Origin of the sequence: Pseudoalteromonas sp. SG45-1 (genome assembly GCF_014164135.1) — a bacterium.
GTDB lineage: Bacteria > Pseudomonadota > Gammaproteobacteria > Enterobacterales > Alteromonadaceae > Pseudoalteromonas > Pseudoalteromonas distincta.
Genome location: NZ_JACJEP010000034.1, coordinates 1 through 15,994, shown reverse-complemented (window position 1 = coordinate 15,994; position 15,994 = coordinate 1). Strand labels below are relative to the sequence as shown.

12 protein-coding genes and 1 riboswitch are annotated in these 15,994 nt (G+C 40.6%); of the genes, 8 read left to right on the top strand and 4 right to left on the bottom strand.

What is annotated here, in order from left to right:
* The first annotated feature begins 106 nt into the window (after positions 1–106).
* The gene (sbcB, locus tag H5117_RS18755) at positions 107–1,558 is read left to right on the top strand and encodes an exodeoxyribonuclease I (RefSeq protein WP_182738864.1); all 1,452 of its coding nucleotides are present in this window, start codon (positions 107–109) and stop codon (positions 1,556–1,558) included.
* A gap of 786 nt (positions 1,559–2,344) precedes the next feature.
* Here sbcB and H5117_RS18750 read toward each other — a convergent pair.
* On the bottom strand, positions 2,345–3,226 hold the full coding sequence (locus tag H5117_RS18750; RefSeq protein WP_002962823.1) for an NAD(P)-dependent oxidoreductase: 882 nt from the start codon (positions 3,224–3,226) through the stop codon (positions 2,345–2,347).
* Positions 3,227–3,347: 121 nt separating this feature from the next.
* Between H5117_RS18750 and H5117_RS18745 the strand changes: the two genes are divergently transcribed.
* Positions 3,348–3,908 carry a glutathione peroxidase gene (locus H5117_RS18745; protein WP_024595202.1) on the top strand — a complete coding sequence of 187 codons (561 nt, stop codon included), beginning with the start codon at positions 3,348–3,350 and terminating at the stop codon, positions 3,906–3,908.
* Between the two features lie 88 nt (positions 3,909–3,996).
* The gene (locus H5117_RS18740; protein WP_182738863.1) at positions 3,997–4,977 is read left to right on the top strand and encodes a 2-hydroxyacid dehydrogenase; all 981 of its coding nucleotides are present in this window, start codon (positions 3,997–3,999) and stop codon (positions 4,975–4,977) included.
* A gap of 87 nt (positions 4,978–5,064) precedes the next feature.
* On the opposite strand, the gene H5117_RS18735 is transcribed toward H5117_RS18740, so the two are convergent.
* On the bottom strand, positions 5,065–6,387 hold the full coding sequence (locus H5117_RS18735; protein WP_007375800.1) for a sodium-dependent transporter: 1,323 nt from the start codon (positions 6,385–6,387) through the stop codon (positions 5,065–5,067).
* Between the two features lie 141 nt (positions 6,388–6,528).
* Between H5117_RS18735 and H5117_RS18730 the strand changes: the two genes are divergently transcribed.
* Positions 6,529–7,296, top strand: a complete 768-nt coding sequence (locus H5117_RS18730; RefSeq protein WP_182738862.1) for a 4'-phosphopantetheinyl transferase superfamily protein — start codon at positions 6,529–6,531, stop codon at positions 7,294–7,296.
* Positions 7,297–7,333: 37 nt separating this feature from the next.
* Here the strand turns inward: H5117_RS18730 and lysC are convergent, their stop codons facing one another.
* A complete protein-coding gene (gene lysC, locus H5117_RS18725) occupies positions 7,334–8,725 on the bottom strand; it encodes a lysine-sensitive aspartokinase 3 (RefSeq protein ID WP_182693750.1) in 1,392 nt (463 codons plus the stop codon).
* Positions 8,726–8,800: 75 nt separating this feature from the next.
* Positions 8,801–8,973: riboswitch (Lysine riboswitch) on the bottom strand.
* A 101-nt stretch (positions 8,974–9,074) separates the two neighbouring features.
* Complete coding sequence (gene nhaD, locus H5117_RS18720) at positions 9,075–10,322, bottom strand: sodium:proton antiporter NhaD (protein WP_101217585.1); 1,248 nt, start codon at positions 10,320–10,322, stop codon at positions 9,075–9,077.
* A gap of 222 nt (positions 10,323–10,544) precedes the next feature.
* On the opposite strand from nhaD, the gene H5117_RS18715 reads away from it, so the two are divergent.
* The 4 genes from H5117_RS18715 to H5117_RS18700 all read left to right on the top strand — a co-directional run bounded on the left by H5117_RS18715 (position 10,545) and on the right by H5117_RS18700 (position 15,802).
* Positions 10,545–11,816, top strand: coding sequence for a hypothetical protein (locus tag H5117_RS18715; RefSeq protein WP_182738861.1), 1,272 nt, complete (start codon positions 10,545–10,547; stop codon positions 11,814–11,816).
* A gap of 3 nt (positions 11,817–11,819) precedes the next feature.
* On the top strand, positions 11,820–12,368 hold the full coding sequence (locus tag H5117_RS18710) for a condensin complex protein MksE (protein WP_182737966.1): 549 nt from the start codon (positions 11,820–11,822) through the stop codon (positions 12,366–12,368).
* A complete protein-coding gene (locus H5117_RS18705; protein WP_182738860.1) occupies positions 12,365–15,142 on the top strand; it encodes an ATPase in 2,778 nt (925 codons plus the stop codon). The genes H5117_RS18710 and H5117_RS18705 overlap by 4 nt, the downstream gene beginning before the upstream one ends.
* Before the next feature lie 108 nt (positions 15,143–15,250).
* Positions 15,251–15,802, top strand: a complete 552-nt coding sequence (locus H5117_RS18700) for a DUF4136 domain-containing protein (protein WP_182738859.1) — start codon at positions 15,251–15,253, stop codon at positions 15,800–15,802.
* Positions 15,803–15,994: the final 192 nt, after the last annotated feature.

Sequence of the window (15,994 nt, the reverse complement as noted above, 5' to 3'; positions counted from 1 at the left end):
ATACACAATACTATACACACCATGCGCCAATTACAAGAAACTCGAAAATACAAAAAGAAACTGAGTAGCGCTAATAACCCGTAAATATAAAGGGCTAAGACATAGAATGAATAATGAAAGCTATCAAGAGAATCAAGCGACAATCTATTGGCACGACTACGAGACTTGGGGGGCGAGCCCTCAAAAGGATAAGCCGAGCCAATTTGCGGGTATTCGTACCGATCTTGATTTAAATATTATTGGCGAGCCACTTATTGAATATTGTAAGCCGCAAGCGGATTACTTACCTCACCCTGAGGCGTGTTTAATTACAGGTATTACGCCACAAGTGGCGATGAAAAAAGGCTTAGTTGAAGCTGAGTTTATAGCAAAAATTCATGCCGAATTTAGTGTGCCAAACACCTGTGTTGCCGGTTATAACAGTATTCGGTTTGATGACGAAGTAAGCCGTTATAGCTTTTACCGTAATTTTTACGACCCATACGAGCGTGAATATAAAAATAACAATAGCCGCTGGGATATTATTGATTTAGTACGTGCTTGTTATGCACTGCGCCCTGAAGGCATTGAGTGGCCGTTAAAAGAAGATGGCAGCCCAAGCTTTAAGCTAGAGCATTTAACGGTAGCTAATGGTATTGAACACGCCGCAGCGCATGATGCACTAAGCGATGTAACCGCCACTATTGCACTGGCTAAGCTAATAAAAGAAAAACAACCAAAGCTGTATAACTTCTTTTTTGGTTTGCGTAATAAAAAAGCCCTTGCTGAATTGGTTGATGTATTTAACATGACGCCGCTGGTGCATACCACGTCGCGCATACCTGCAACACAAGGCTGTACAAGCTGGGTTGCACCAATGAGCTTTCATCCGGTAAATAAAAACGCGGTTATTTGTTTTGATTTAACTCAAAACCCGCAAGTACTCATTGATTTAAACGTAGAAGAGTTACGCAAACGCTTATACACCAAACGTGTTGATTTAGCCGAGGGTGAATTACCTGTTGGCTTAAAACTGGTGCATTTAAACAAGTGCCCTATTTTAGCCCCAGCTAAAACATTATTGCCTGAAAACGCCGCCCGCCTTGGGATTGACCGCGAGCAATGCTTAGCTAACTTAGCTATTTTAAAAGCCAATACCGACCTTCGTGATAAAGTAACTGAAGTGTTTAACGAGCAAGGCGATTACAGCGCAACCACTAACGTTGACTACTTACTTTACGATGGGTTTACAAGCCATGCCGATAAAGCTAAGTTTGCGATTATTCGCGATGCTAAACCAGATGAATTAGCAGGGTTGAAGTTAGACTTTGAAGATAAAAAGTTTAATACATTGTTGTTTAGATACCGCGCACGTAACTGGCCTGAAACGCTAAACCAGCAAGAGCTTGATCAATGGCGCCAGTATTGCCAAAACAAGCTAATGCACGGCGAAGATCAACCATCGATTAACGCGCAAGATTTTATGATCACCCTTGAAAACCTAGCGCATGAACATGACGACAGCGAAAAAAATCTTACAATTTTAAAGGCGCTGTATAACTACGCACAAAGCATGTAATTTGCTTTAAGTTTGTTTATATAACGCATTAAAAACGCGACGCTTTAGCAATAAAGCGTCGCGTTTTTGTTTATAAATATCTGTACCACTTAAAACAAAGCAAAATCTATTTCACAAAGAGAAGCGAATGAGGAGTAAATGAGAAGACATAAAAACAATAATTTTTTAGATCTATTACTTCCTCTAAAAGCGCAGCGCCTCTAAACCTCTTTGTGAATAAATTACTTTACGGGCTTTGCCCGTCACGCAAGCAAGCTTCGCGTCTACAAGTAAAACTCATATCGAAACTTTGGGGTAAACGTTGAGCTTGCTCATGTGAAAAGCGCAGTTTTTAATTACTTAAATAAAATACTATTTCACAAAGAGAAGAGCAAGAGGAATAAATGAGAAGACATAAAAGCAACAACCGTTTTAAACTTATTAATTCCTCTAAAAGCGCAGCGTCTCATAACCTCTTTGTGAATAAGTCACTTTTACGGGCTTTGCCCGTCACGCAAGCAAGCTCCGCGTCTACAAGTAAAACTCATATCGACACTTTGGCGGTAGACGTCAAGCTTGATCACGTGAAAAGCGTAGCTTTTAATTACTTAAATAAAAATCTATTTCACAAAGAGAAGCGAATGAGGAGTAAATGAGAAAATATAAAGACCAACAACAATCTTTTTTATCTATCACTGCCTCTAAAAGCGCAGCGCCTCATAACCTCTTTGTGAATAAATCACTTTACGGGCTTTGCTCGTCACGCAAGCAAGCTTGCCGTCTACATCGACATACTCAACGTAAACGTTATTTTTTATGCAGTGCTTCAATGCGTGCTAGTAAGCTTGAGGTGTCGTATCTGCCGCCGCCAAGTGCCTGTACATCGGCGTAGTATTGATCGACCGTTGCGGTCATTGGTAAAGTAGCGCCGTTGTTTTTAGCTTCATCGAGTGCAATGCCTAAATCTTTACGCATCCAATCTACGGCAAAACCAAACTCATATTCCCCTGCCCACATTGTTTTATAACGGTTTTCCATTTGCCACGAACCGGCTGCACCTTTAGAAATGGTTTCTATTACTTTTTCACCATCAAGCCCAGCTTGCTTGGCAAAATGTAAGCCTTCGGCTAAACCTTGCACTACACCAGCAATACAAATTTGATTAACCATTTTACAAAGTTGTCCCGAGCCAACGCCGCCTAGTAATTGGCTAAAACGACTAAACGCCGCCATAACTGGCTGCACTTTAGCAAATACAGCTTCACTACCACCCGCCATAACCGTTAATACGCCGTTTTCGGCGCCAGCTTGTCCGCCCGATACAGGCGCATCTATAAAGTCGATATTTTGCAGAGCCGCTTTTGCAGCCACTTCACGTGCTACTTCGGCAGAAGTTGTGGTGTGATCAACCAAAACAGTGTGCGGTAACATGCCCGCTAACACGCCGTCGTCGCCATACACTACTGAGCGTAAATCGTCATCATTCCCAACACACATAAATACAATATCGGCATTGCTGGCAGCTTCGCGCGGGGTTGATGCAAAGCTTCCTGAATGTTCTGCAGTCCACGTTTGAGCTTTAGCTTGAGTGCGGTTATAAACGCATACGCTGTGCCCTGCTTTTGCTAAGTGCCCCGCCATTGGGTAACCCATTACGCCTAAACCTATAAATGCGACTTTCATTGACATAAAAATGACCTATTTAACTGATAACTTAGAAACTAGACCTCGATTATGTCAACCGGTCGATAAAAAAGCGAATGAAAGTCTTTATAAAATTTCCTTAACGGGAAAGGTAAGTAGGTAACCTATGGACAGTATTTATCAATTTAATGCACCACTTTATAACAGCGAAAATTTTCCTCTTAGCCAGTTACAGGGCAAAACCGTCCTTATTGTTAATACAGCGAGTAAGTGTAATTTTTCGGTGCAATTAAACGCACTCGAAAAGCTCTACCAGCAATACAAAAGCAATGGTTTTACTGTACTAGCGTTTCCGTGTAACCAGTTTGGCCAAAATGAGCCGCTTGATAATTTAGCCATAAAAGACTTTTACCAAGATCAATTTAATATCTCGTTTGAGGTATTTGGTAAGGTAATGGTAAACGGGCCAGAAACACATCCGTTGTTTAATTATTTAAAGTCGCATACGCGGGGTATTTCGCAAAATCGTGCAATTAAGTGGAATTTCACTAAGTTTTTAATTAACTCACAAGGGCAACTTGTTGCACGCTATGCACCGCGTACTAAGCCCGAAACACTTAAACAAGTAATAGAAAGCAACTTACTGCAAGCTGCAAAGTTAAGCGCTGCAAGAGGTGGTAAAAAGGTAGCATCAAAAATACCTTTGTTTACGCCAGCTAAGGCTTAATTTAAATCAATAAAATGCGTGTTACTAAAGCACAGGTTTATAAAGTAGTTTATTGTATTGATACTTATTAAGCGTCGAGGCTATTACCATGAACATTGCTTTTTTTAGTACTCAAAAGTACGAACTGCCTTTTTTTGAACAAAGTACACGCGATCATCGTGATATAAAAATAACGTATTTTGAGCAATCCCTGAGCGAACAAACGGCTATTTTAGCAAGCGGGTTTGATGCCATATGTGTATTTGTAAACGACACCGTAAACGACACGGTTATTGAACAATTGGCAAGCCAAGGCATAAATACTATTTTACTGCGTTGTGCAGGATTTAATAATGTTGATTTACCTGCAGCAAAAGCACATAAAATTAAAGTATTACGCGTACCGGCTTACAGCCCAGAAGCAGTAGCCGAGCATTGTATTGCACTTATGCTAACACTTAGCCGTAAAACCCATAAAGCGTATAACCGCGTACGCGAAGACAATTTTGATTTAAACGGATTGCTTGGTTTTAACTTGCACAATAAAACCGTGGGTATTGTAGGTTGCGGTAAAATTGGCCTTGCGCTGTGTAACATTTTAAATGGCTTTGGCGCTAATGTATTAGTGTGCGACCCCTACGCACAACCTGGCAATTATACAATTACCGATATAGACACCTTACTTAGCCAAAGCGATGTGATTTCTTTGCATTGCCCTTTAACGGAGCAAACTCATCATTTAATAAATGACGAGGCATTTAGCAAAATGAAAACCGGCGTTATGCTTATTAACACCTCTCGTGGTGCATTACTTGATAGTAGCGCATGTATTAGTGCGCTTAAAACTAAAAAACTAGGGTATTTAGGGCTCGACGTTTACGAGCAAGAGTCGGAGCTGTTTTTTAAAAATCACAGCGACGAAATAAACCAAGACGATATATTCTCGCGCTTAGTGAGCTTTAAAAATGTTTTAGTAACGGGGCATCAGGGCTTTTTTACCCAAGAGGCACTCACCGAAATAGCAAACACAACCCTACTTAACGCGCTTGAAGTAAATGAAGGTAGGCCTCTAACTAATGAGGTTTTATAAATACCTTAGCTTTACCTAAATAATAGGCACAAAAAAGCGAAGTTAGTCTCTTCGCTTTTTTGTTTAAAAATTTACTTTAAATAGAGCTTAGCCAAACGCAACGTTTGCAAATACCAAGGTCATTAATATTGGGCAAACAAAACGAATATACTGAGCAAACCAGTAATGTACGCCTGTTGTTGCTTGGTGTAATTTATTACCACGCTGCCACATCCACCCTACTGTAATAAAGTAAAATAAACCCATAAGCGGTAATTGGTATTGAGTAAATAGCATAATTACCAAACCAAATAACCAATCAAAATTTAGTATAATGGCGCTTGCACACACAAGTACAACGGCGCTTACTGCCCACGTTGCTTTGGTGCGGCTAACGTTGTGATTTTCGACTAAAAACGCTACCGGAATTTCGGTGGTCGATATAGTTGACGTAACCGATGCGATAGACATTAATACAAAAAATAATAAACCAACTAATAAGCCAATTTCGCCCATGGTGCTAAATAGCTCAGGTAAAATAGCAAAAATAAGTTGCCCTTCGCCAATCAGTTTACCGCCACTAAATACCTCTACACCGTTGTGCTGCGCCACATAAATAGCAGGAATAATAAGTAAACCCGCTAAAAAAGCAACGCCAGTGTCAAGTAGTGCAACACCTGCGGTGAGCTTTGGTAAATTAGCATCGGGCTGTAAATACGAGCCATAAATCATCATGCAGCCTACACCTAACGAGAGCGAAAAGAACGCCTGCCCCATTGCGGCAATAATTAAATTAGGGTCGAGTATTTGGCTAAAATCAGGGATTAAATACGCAGCAAAGCCTTCGCTTGCGCCATCGAGTGTTGCAATGTAGGCAATTAAACCAACAAGCAGCACAAGTAATAGTGGCATTAAACGGCGCGACCAGGTTTCGATTCCCGATTTAACCCCTTTTAAAATAATACTGGCAGTTAAAATAAGCATAAGCGGCGTAAATACAAAATTACGCAGCACTGAGTCGCTATGTAAAAATTCGCTTGCGCCTGTGAAACCTAAAAAGGTTGTTATGGGTTCAATAGCGTACGAAAGCATCCACCCTGCCACTATTGAATAAAAACTTAGCATAACAACTGCGCCTGCAAGGCCTATGTAACCGGCTGCTGCACCTACTTTACGGCTAGTGTTTTGCCATGCATCGCCCAATGCTTTTACCGGGTTAGCTTGTGCTTTGTGACCTAAATAAAGTTCGGTATAAAGCGCAGGAAGCGCAAGTAAAAATATAACAATAAAATAAACCAGTAAAAAAGCACCGCCGCCATGGTTGGCCGCTTGCGTAGGAAAACCCCAAATATTACCCAAACCCACTGCTGCGCCAGCAGCGGCTAAAACAAAACCAAGTCGGCTTTGAAACCCATCACGCACTTGTGCCATACATCTACAAATCTGTTATTATTTTGATTATTGTGAATTAAACCATATTTCATGCCAGCTGAGTAATAAAATTGTACCCAGCCTTTATTAGTGGCACTAACCGCTCACAATATCAGCGACTTCTTTTGCTTTAGGGCTTTTATGACTGAACACTATTTTAAAAACGCCTTGAGTATTACTTCAACTCAATTGGCAAATTTGTCTTTAGCGAGTAACAGTATTTTATTATTTAATGCTAAAACACTTGAGCTTAGAGACTTTAATTTGCCCGATTGCTTAAGCCCGTTTGAATTAACTATTATAAACCGCCGTAAAAGCCCACAAGCTAAGCAAGAGTATTTAGCTACGCGGTTATTGTTAAAACACCTTATTAAAGTAACGCAGCCGCAACATACGCATGTACCCCTTAATAAAATGAGTACCGAATTTGACGAAGCAAGCTCAAAGCTGCAAATACATGTGAGTGGTGATGTTATAAATACCTGTATTTCACACTCGCATGGTTTGGTTGGGGCCGCGCTAAATTTTGATAGAAGTGAGTTTGGTTTTGATATTGAAAAAGTAAGCCTAAAGCGCCCGTTTGAAAAGCTCGCTAAGCATTTTTATCATAATGATGAAATTACACTTATCACCAAGCCCACTAATACCCAAGCCCAAGCAGATACATTTTTTAGAATTTGGACATTAAAAGAGTCACTTGCTAAAGCCACCAGCCGCCCTATTGCAAAGTTACTTAGCCCTAATGTGTTTGACGAATTACATAGTACAAAGCTGAGTGCTTGCAGTAATCACGTTACTGTAGCTGATAGCAGTGACAGCAATGTTTGTTTTGATGTGAGTGTGGTGCATAAAAAAAGCACCGACTGGCGATGCTTTTTATTAAATGACTTTATTAATCAGTTTTGTTAAGTGATTTTACTAGTTAATTTTCCTGAATAACCGTTATTTACGCGGCAAAATCATTTTCTAATAAACGACTATGAATAGACTGTACTACGTTATCTGACTCAGTTTGCTCTACTAAAAAGCACAGGTTGTGCTTACTTGCACCGTGACAAATTAATCGAATGTTAAAATCTTTTAGCACACTCATTAAGTTCATTTCGTGTTGGCGTAATTGAATCTCAGAGCCAATAAGTGCCACCAATGTTAGGTTGTTTTCTACCGAAACATGGCAAAACTCTGCAAGCTTATCTAGGCATTCTTGATCAAGCTCTGGGCGCGAGGCGTTTTGCGCGTTATCAAGCGTTATAGCCACACTGATTTCTGATGTAGTTACCAAATCTACCGATATATTGTATTCACTTAATAGTGTAAATACGCGTGCTAAAAAGCCGCTTGCTAGTAGCATTTCTGGGCTTTTAAGCGTAAGCAATATTTGGTTTTTACGTTGCGTTACTGCGCGTATACCTGGTTGCTGCGATTTTTCGCGCTCAATCCACGTACCGCCACGCTCTGGCTCGCGGCTAGAACCTACAAACACGTTAATGTGGCTACGGCTCGCTGGTAAAATAGTTGCTGGGTGTAATACTTTTGCGCCAAAGGTTGCCATTTCAGCGGCTTCGTCAAAACTTAAGCGTGCAATAGGCGTCGCTTTTGCGCACAAACGCGGGTCGGTGCTAAAAATGCCCACTACGTCGGTCCAAATATGCACACTTTTAGCGTTAATCGCTTCAGCTAGTAATGCAGCGCTGTAGTCTGAACCACCACGTCCTAGCGTTGTGGTGTGACCGTATTCGTCACTACCAATAAATCCCTGAGTTACAATTACTTGAGCGTCTAATAACGGAATTAAATGCTCTTTAGCAGCTTGCGCTGTGGCTGCAACATTGGGCGTTGCTTTACCAAATTGGCTGTCGGTTTTAAGTACCTTGCGCACATCAAAGCGATCGGCATTTAAACCTTGTAAACGCAGCACTTGAGCAAACAAATACGACGATAAACGCTCACCAAAGCTAAGTAGCTCGTCGTGTTGCTGATCGGTTGTTAGTGGTTCTTGAGCCAATGTTTGAAATGCTTTTAGGGTTTCGTTAAAGCCAACCGCTAAATCGGCATCTAGCGATAATTCATCTAAAATAGTTTGTTGAATAGCAAGCACGCCGTTTATGTGTTCTTGGCGCTCACTAGGAGTAATGCTTGATTTACACAGTGCAACTAAGTGATTAGTTACGCCGGCACTGGCGCTCACGGCAACAATACGTACGCTTTTATCTGCAACAATAATTTCGCTACAGCGACTCATCGCTTCAAAATTTGCAACACTGGTTCCGCCAAATTTGGCAACGATGTAATCTGATTTTGCGCCTGATACTGTTTGTGGCACTGATTGGGTAGTCATTTAGTCTCCTTTCGCGGTATCCAAACCGCAATAAAACAAGAAGAACTTGGCAAAGGAATGCTTGAAGATAAGTCCACTGCCAGAAGCTCTCCACCTATATTGGTGACAGTTTTGGGGATTCAGCCCCATAAACCGAAAAACAATGACGACGTACCATTATTTTCCTCGGCGAGTACTTCCCTCCTTAATGATCATCGGCTTTCGTCGCCTAACATTAAGTACCTAAGTATCGCACCTCTTCTGAATGCTTTATTAACCAGTGGCTAATAAAACAAAACCCCACTAAGTAGCGGGGCTTTGAAAGTTATCGTTTAGACGTCTAGCTGTCAAGCATTTAATAATTTATGAGTTAAATAAAACTGCCCATGTAATACGAGCCCGCATATCCAACCGTGTAACAAATTAATAAATGCAGCGATAAACGCAAGTAGCTCATAAAGGTAAGCGCTTTAACTTTACTCATGGCAATAATGCCCGCAGCCGAACCAATAATAAGCATTGAACCGCCCACACCCGTTGCATACGTAAACGACAACCAATGTTGTTGGCTCATTACTATATTGGCTTTTAATAATGCAGCGGTAAGCGGTACGTTATCGACCCCAGCTGATAATATGCCCATTAAGTAGTTTGCGTATTCTGGTGCCATTACCGTGTATAGGTCGGTAAATTTACTCAACATACCAATTTCTTTAAGTGCGCCAACAAGTAAAAGTACACCTACAAAAAACAATAATGTGTCGTATTCTATATCGCGAACAAAATCGATTATGTCTTTGTTTATGTCTTTTTTGCGCATTAAAAATTGCGCCACTAAAAACATCACTGATAAGCCAAACAAAAAGGTTAATAAAGGCGGTACGCTGTAAATTACACTCAACGTAAGTGTGCTCACTACGGTAGATAAAAATATAACAGCAATGGTTATGTCGGTTTTTTCAATGCGGGTTTTACCTGCACTAGCAAACTCAACACGCCCTTTCATACCTATAGACAGTAACGCAGCAAGCAGCATAACGCTTGCAAGTGCTGGCGCTATAAGTAGTAATAAATGAGCAATGGTTACTTTGCCATCTAAAAATATCATTAGTGTGGTTACGTCACCTGTTATTAGCGATACCCCACCTGAGTTCACTCCAAACACAATAAGCGTGGCGTATTTAACGAGCTTTTTAGGTTCAAGCTTTAACGACATAACAACCGCAAGCGATATAAGCGTCGCTGTTACGTTGTCTGAAATCGACGAAAACAAAAACGCAAAACCACCCACCAAAAACATGAGCTTTTTTTCGCTAATACTTTTTGGCATAACACGGTGCACAATATTTTCTATAAACCCCTTTGAATTTAAATACGCGACAAAGGTCATTGCAGCCATTAAAAATAGCCATAATGAGGCAATTTCTAAAATATTTTCGTTTAAAAGATGCTGAATCGTATCGGGGCTTTGCCCGTGTAGGGGGTATATAAAAAGAAGAATCCAGCAAAGCGTACCAAAAAACAGCGTGGTTTTAGCTTTATTTACATGGATTATATCTTCTATAACGATCAGTAAAAATGCAATCGCTATCAGGGTTAGAATAATCGAGGAAACCATGGTAGTTAAACAACCTTTGATATAGTTTTAAAGAACACACAAATAACATTCCATTTCATGTGCCTATTTTCGGCGCGAATTTTAGCACTGCCTCTATGCAAAAACTATTATTAAATGGTCTTAAAAACGAATACTATATACAGACAAGGTTAATTAAAAATACGTAATAATGAGTCTTCTAAAAGAACTCAATAATAAAATACTAGGATGTTGTAACCCCTTATGATCCCAGCTAAAAAGCTGCTAAACACCATAACCGAACATTGGGGTGTATTAGAGCTATTATTTAAACGTTTTAAAATGGCTGACTTTAGCCTAAAAGACGTACAAAACGCGATTAAGCAAAAGCAGCCTACGTGGTCAAACGAACGCATTTATAAAGAAACAAATCGTTTGTTAAACCAAGATATTTTAATTCCACTGGCTAAATCCTCTCAACTTGAAATAAATCGTGCCATTGCCGATTTTGCTACTTTTTTACTGCAAGAAGAGCATTTAGGTTTAGCACAAGAAATTAGCGTATTAGTAGAGGACCTGGCTCGTTTAGGTAACCGCCTAGATAACGCTGGCGAAATAGAAGACTTTGACGACTTACGCCGCTACAGCCGCATTATGGATGATCGGGTGCGTAAAATAATGAAGCTTTATACGCACAACGAAAACGCTATTTTAAATATTGTTGAACAAGCCAAATCAAATAATGCAGTGCAATCGCTGCAAAAGCGTTATAAAGCGGTAATAGAAGCCTTTGACGAATACATAGAGCCAATGCTTGAAATGGTTGATATTCGTGGTGAATTTCATGCGTGTTTTACCCTCATTGAAGAGCAAATAAGTAAGCAAATACTGCACATTGAGCGCTCAGGTAAAGCGTATAACGACAAACGTATGCTGGAGCAATTACGTACCCGTATACTCGAAATGCATTTAATGGGCCGAGAAAGCTTACGTAAAAGTGCCGATATGCTTATGCCGCTACGCGAAGAGTTACGTCGTAATAACTTAATTACTCGCCAAGCAGCCAAAGTACTTGGGCTGGTGCGTAAAAGTGGTGTAGACAATATGCTAAGTGCTGTGCAGCCAAATTTTGTAAGCGACGCGCAGCGATATTCGCTTGGTCAGCAACGCCATATTGTCGCTTACATGGCAAGCTTGGTTGAATTTGAACACGAAGAATACCAATTGCCTGACCAGCAAGACGTGCCTGCATTTGTTACGCCTAATATTCCTGACTACAACGATGTCAAAACCAGCTTTGCTAAGCGCTTTAATAAAAAACGCAAAAAGCCGCAGCCCTTGCTGCAATTTTTAGACGAAAGCTATCCAGATCTCGATGCCGACGAAATGCTATTTTTGTATCAAAAATTAGTCAGCGACAGCGATATTAAAATAATTCAAAGCGATGAAAAAGCCCGCGTAAAAATTGCCGGTCAGCACTTTTCTTTATATCCATTTAATTCAGAGCCTCAGCCAGATTCAAAGGCAGGTAAATAAACCATGACACACATAAACTTAGACGAGCTAACCCATCTACAAGCCATTAATAAAAAATTAGTAGCGGGTTATCACATTTGCGAGCAAGACAACGTAATGTGGCAAGAGCTTGACCAACGCATAGAAGACTACACCGCCCTATTTACCGCTTTAGGTAACGATTTAAAACACGACAGCCGTGGCTTTTATTATTTTGGTAGCGACGAAAGCACACCCAATATGGGCAAAATATCTCGCGCTATCGCGCTCACCATTTACATTTTAATTGAGCACTACGCCAATACGGGTAAAGACCCAATGCGCGCATTGTTTGACGACGTAAACGATTTAGAGCTTATGCAAACGCTGGTGCAAATTAACAAACATTTGTTTGATCAGCTTGAGATATTTTCGGGATCGGATTTGCGTAAAGACGTTTACCTGCGCATGGTGCGCTTAGGTTTAGCCCGTGAAGTAGAAGGCGGCTTTATGCTACAAGCGCCAATTCACCGCTACATAGATGCACTCATGGAAGTAAACGAAGAAACCTACATTACAGAGGACGAGGAATGAAAAATCTATACGGACTAAGCAAACTCGCCCTACTTAACACCGCAGGCTATGCAAAATGTGTGATCCCGCTTGATAAAAGCAGCTCTATTTGCGCGCCCAATAACACCGGTAAAAGCTCGGTTATTAACGCCCTGCAGTTTCCGCTTATTAACGATTTACGCTTAACAGAATGGGACGGACACGATTTAGATGAAACCCGTAAGTTTTATTTTTCATCCGATCAGTCGTACATTTTACTAGAAGCTAACTTGCCTCATGGCTCGGTAGTAATAGGCGTGGCAGGCCTTGGTAAAATTGCCGGTTACGCGCATCAGTACTTTTGTTATCAAGGAAAGCTTGATTTAGAGCAGTACACGCAAGGTAAAACTATTATTAAATTTACCAAGCTGTTCAACCATTTAAAATCGCTTAACTACAACCCTATTGAGCTTAAAGCACAAGAGTTAAACGCGCTACTTACTGGCGGCGCAACGCCTTTTGACGGCGACATTAACCTAAAAATGATCCCGCTTAATAATGTGCAAGACTCCTCTATTTATAAAGAAATATTTAGACGTATTCTTAACTTACACAAATTAGGCGCAAGCGACGTAAAACGCTTTATGTTACGCGTGTTTGAACGCCATATGTCGAACTCTAAAGTCGACTTTTATGAAGTATGGCGTCGCTCATTTGATAAAGTAAATCGCTCAAAACGCGAATTAAAAGCCCTTGAGTCAATGCAAGAGCCAATAGCCGCGCTTGAATCAATGCTTGAAAACCAAACCGTGCTTAAAGGTAAATTAGCCGCATACGCGCCTAAAATTGACCAAGCACTGATTGATTTTGATACCTATCAAGAGTCGCAACTTAATGAGTTGGGTATAGCGCTTGAAGATATAGAGCACGAAAAACACGAGTTTGAGCAAAAGCAAAGCCTATACGTACAGCAATCGCGTGATATAGAGCGCAGACAAACTCAAATTGAGCAGTGGTTTTTAGATTACGATGCGCTTAAAAGCGAGTTTGAACTAGTAAATAAAGCCACCCTTAAAACCAGCCTGACTCAGTTAAAGCAAGATTACGAGTCGCTTTCGCACTCTATAACTAGCGCACAAGGGCAAAGCCTGCACACGCTTGACTACCGCATTAGCGAAACACAAAAACAAATTAAGAGCCTAAAGCTGCAACTTAAAAATCTTGAATTTAATTTGTTTACCCGCATGCGCGAAGACCTCTCGTTAAAAGAAGTAGAAGAAATATCGCGCATTTTAAACCCTGATATTCTCTCGTTTGCAACCACCACTAATGGCGATATAACCATTGATGACGAAGACGCGTTTGGGGAATTTTTATCGCTATTAAGTGAAAACGTTAATGGCGGCGTCTTAACGCTACCAGGTGCGAGCATTAAGCTTAAAAAGCTATCCCCTGTGCAAATGCAAAGCGGCGAAAACAAAGAGCAATTAACCGCTCAGTTAAATGCACTTGAGCATTCACTTAAAGAGTTTAAGCAACAGCGCGATGTTGCTGCAAACGTTGCCGACAAGCAAAAAGAAAAAGACGCGTTATACGATGAGCTTATGAGTGCAGAGAGCGCCCTAAAACGTTTAGAGCAGTTTGATGTAATGCAGCTATCGGTTGAAGCGCAAGCCATGCTAAAAGAGCAGTTATTAGCTGAGCGCGAACAAGTTGACGACTACTTGCAAGATATTCAAAAAAATAGTGGCTCAATTGCCGATCGTCGCTCGTTAATTAAATCGAAACAAGAGCAAATTAATCGCCAAACTGAGCGCTTACGCCAAGTTAAGAGCGAGCGAATTGACCACACGCTTGATTTATACAGCGGTAAAGTAACCCCGTATATGATTGATATTACAGTCGACTTTGATAACTTAAGCGACCTTGTTCATCACTTTAATAAAGACTGCCAAGAGCTGCGTAATTTTGACATAAACGTACGCAACACCTATTTGCATGTATATAACGCGGGTATTACTAAATTCGACAACGAAAATGACGAATACACTAAATATCAAAAGCTAATAAGCGCCTTTCATAATATTGATAACGAACGCGATGCCGTTGAGCGCCAAGCGCGTGTTGCGCTTACCGAGGTTGCCGCAACGATTAAAGGCTTGCGAGAAGATTTAGACCGACTTCGCCGCGAAATGAATAGCTTTAATAAAGGCATAAGCCAGCACCGAATTTCAAACCTGCAAGCGTTTAAAATTAACGTAATACCTCGCAAAATGCTGGTTGATAGTATCGATACCATTATCAGTACGTCGCATCAGTTTGAGCAAGGTGACACGCTTGATTTACTTAGCCAAGAACCGTACAGCGAAAGTGCGGTAAACGAAGCAAAAGATCACTTAATTAAACTCGCATCAGATAAAGCGGGCTTAACACTTACCGATTTATTTGATATTCGATTTGAAGTAGTTAACCGCGCAGGTGAAACCGAACACTTTGAAAAAATAGATTCTGCAGGTTCAAACGGCACACGTATTACGATTAAGTTATTGTGTGGCATGTTGTTTATTCGTTACTTATTAAGCGATCAGGAACAAAACCTATACCGTATACCTATTTACATAGATGAAGCGGCCGACATTGACCCACAAAATCAAAAAGCAATTATAGAAACCGCACTAAGCTTTGGTTTTGTTCCTATATTTGCCTCAGTTAAGCCGCAAATAAGTTGTGACTACATTGTGCCGATTCGCACGGTAAAAGACGGTGCACAAAACTGGGTAGATGAAAAAGATTGGATTGAAGTTGAACACAATTAATTGGCCGTTAAGGCAAACCAACTAAACTAAAATATAGGACGTTTAAATAATACACATTTAAACTATGTGTGTTATTTTAAATTAATGCATTTTATTGGAGCAAACGTAATGAAAAATATACTTATTGTTGCAGCGCTAGCACTACTTACAGCCTGTACACAAACCCCTGATTGGGATTACGATAAATCAGCCAACTTTAGTAATTTTAAAACATTTGCTTGGGTAGAAAACGCCAGCCTAACTAAAGACACAAATAATTACCAAATTAATGGCCTAATGGAAAAACGTGTTCGCACTGCCGTTAACGCAGAACTGAGCCAAACACTAGGTATGAGCTTAGTTGATGCAGCAAATGCTGATGTACTTGTTAACTTTCATGCATCGGTAGATAAAGAGCTTGAAGTAGATACATTTAATGTAAACTACCGCCCGCATTGGGGTTATTGGGGTACTGGTTTTCAACGTGACACAACCGCGCGTGAATACGAAGTGGGCACACTGATTATTGATATTGTAGACCGTGAATCTAACCAGCTAGTATGGCGCGGCGCAAAAGAAGGTCGATTAAAGAAAAATCAATCGCCAGAACAACGTGAAGCATCAATTAAAGAAACAGTCACTAATATTTTAAGCAACTTCCCGCCGCACAAGCAGCTGTAAGTTTAAAGTTAGTTGTTTAAAAGCTCACAGTATGTGAGCTTTTTTGTGGCTGTTTGTTTTGGGACTTTAGATGTGTGATTCATAGACATCATTTCACTTTTCGTAGTTGAAGATCACGCTGATAATTCGATAACTGAATGCGTTCATTTTCAGTTTCGTAGTTAGCGTGAACGTCTTCCCAAAGCGGTGTTT

What these genes read in the sequence shown, in the direction of transcription:
- lysC (WP_182693750.1), bottom strand. Translation starts at nt 8,725, where the DNA reads ATGACTACCCAATCAGTGCCACAAACAGTATCAGGCGCAAAATCAGAT.
- H5117_RS18715 (WP_182738861.1), top strand. Translation starts at nt 10,545, where the DNA reads ATGATCCCAGCTAAAAAGCTGCTAAACACCATAACCGAACATTGGGGT.
- H5117_RS18700 (WP_182738859.1), top strand. Translation starts at nt 15,251, where the DNA reads ATGAAAAATATACTTATTGTTGCAGCGCTAGCACTACTTACAGCCTGT.
- nhaD (WP_101217585.1), bottom strand. Translation starts at nt 10,322, where the DNA reads ATGGTTTCCTCGATTATTCTAACCCTGATAGCGATTGCATTTTTACTG.
- H5117_RS18730 (WP_182738862.1), top strand. Translation starts at nt 6,529, where the DNA reads ATGACTGAACACTATTTTAAAAACGCCTTGAGTATTACTTCAACTCAA.
- H5117_RS18735 (WP_007375800.1), bottom strand. Translation starts at nt 6,387, where the DNA reads ATGGCACAAGTGCGTGATGGGTTTCAAAGCCGACTTGGTTTTGTTTTA.
- H5117_RS18750 (WP_002962823.1), bottom strand. Translation starts at nt 3,226, where the DNA reads ATGTCAATGAAAGTCGCATTTATAGGTTTAGGCGTAATGGGTTACCCA.
- H5117_RS18705 (WP_182738860.1), top strand. Translation starts at nt 12,365, where the DNA reads ATGAAAAATCTATACGGACTAAGCAAACTCGCCCTACTTAACACCGCA.
- sbcB (WP_182738864.1), top strand. Translation starts at nt 107, where the DNA reads ATGAATAATGAAAGCTATCAAGAGAATCAAGCGACAATCTATTGGCAC.
- H5117_RS18740 (WP_182738863.1), top strand. Translation starts at nt 3,997, where the DNA reads ATGAACATTGCTTTTTTTAGTACTCAAAAGTACGAACTGCCTTTTTTT.
- H5117_RS18745 (WP_024595202.1), top strand. Translation starts at nt 3,348, where the DNA reads ATGGACAGTATTTATCAATTTAATGCACCACTTTATAACAGCGAAAAT.
- H5117_RS18710 (WP_182737966.1), top strand. Translation starts at nt 11,820, where the DNA reads ATGACACACATAAACTTAGACGAGCTAACCCATCTACAAGCCATTAAT.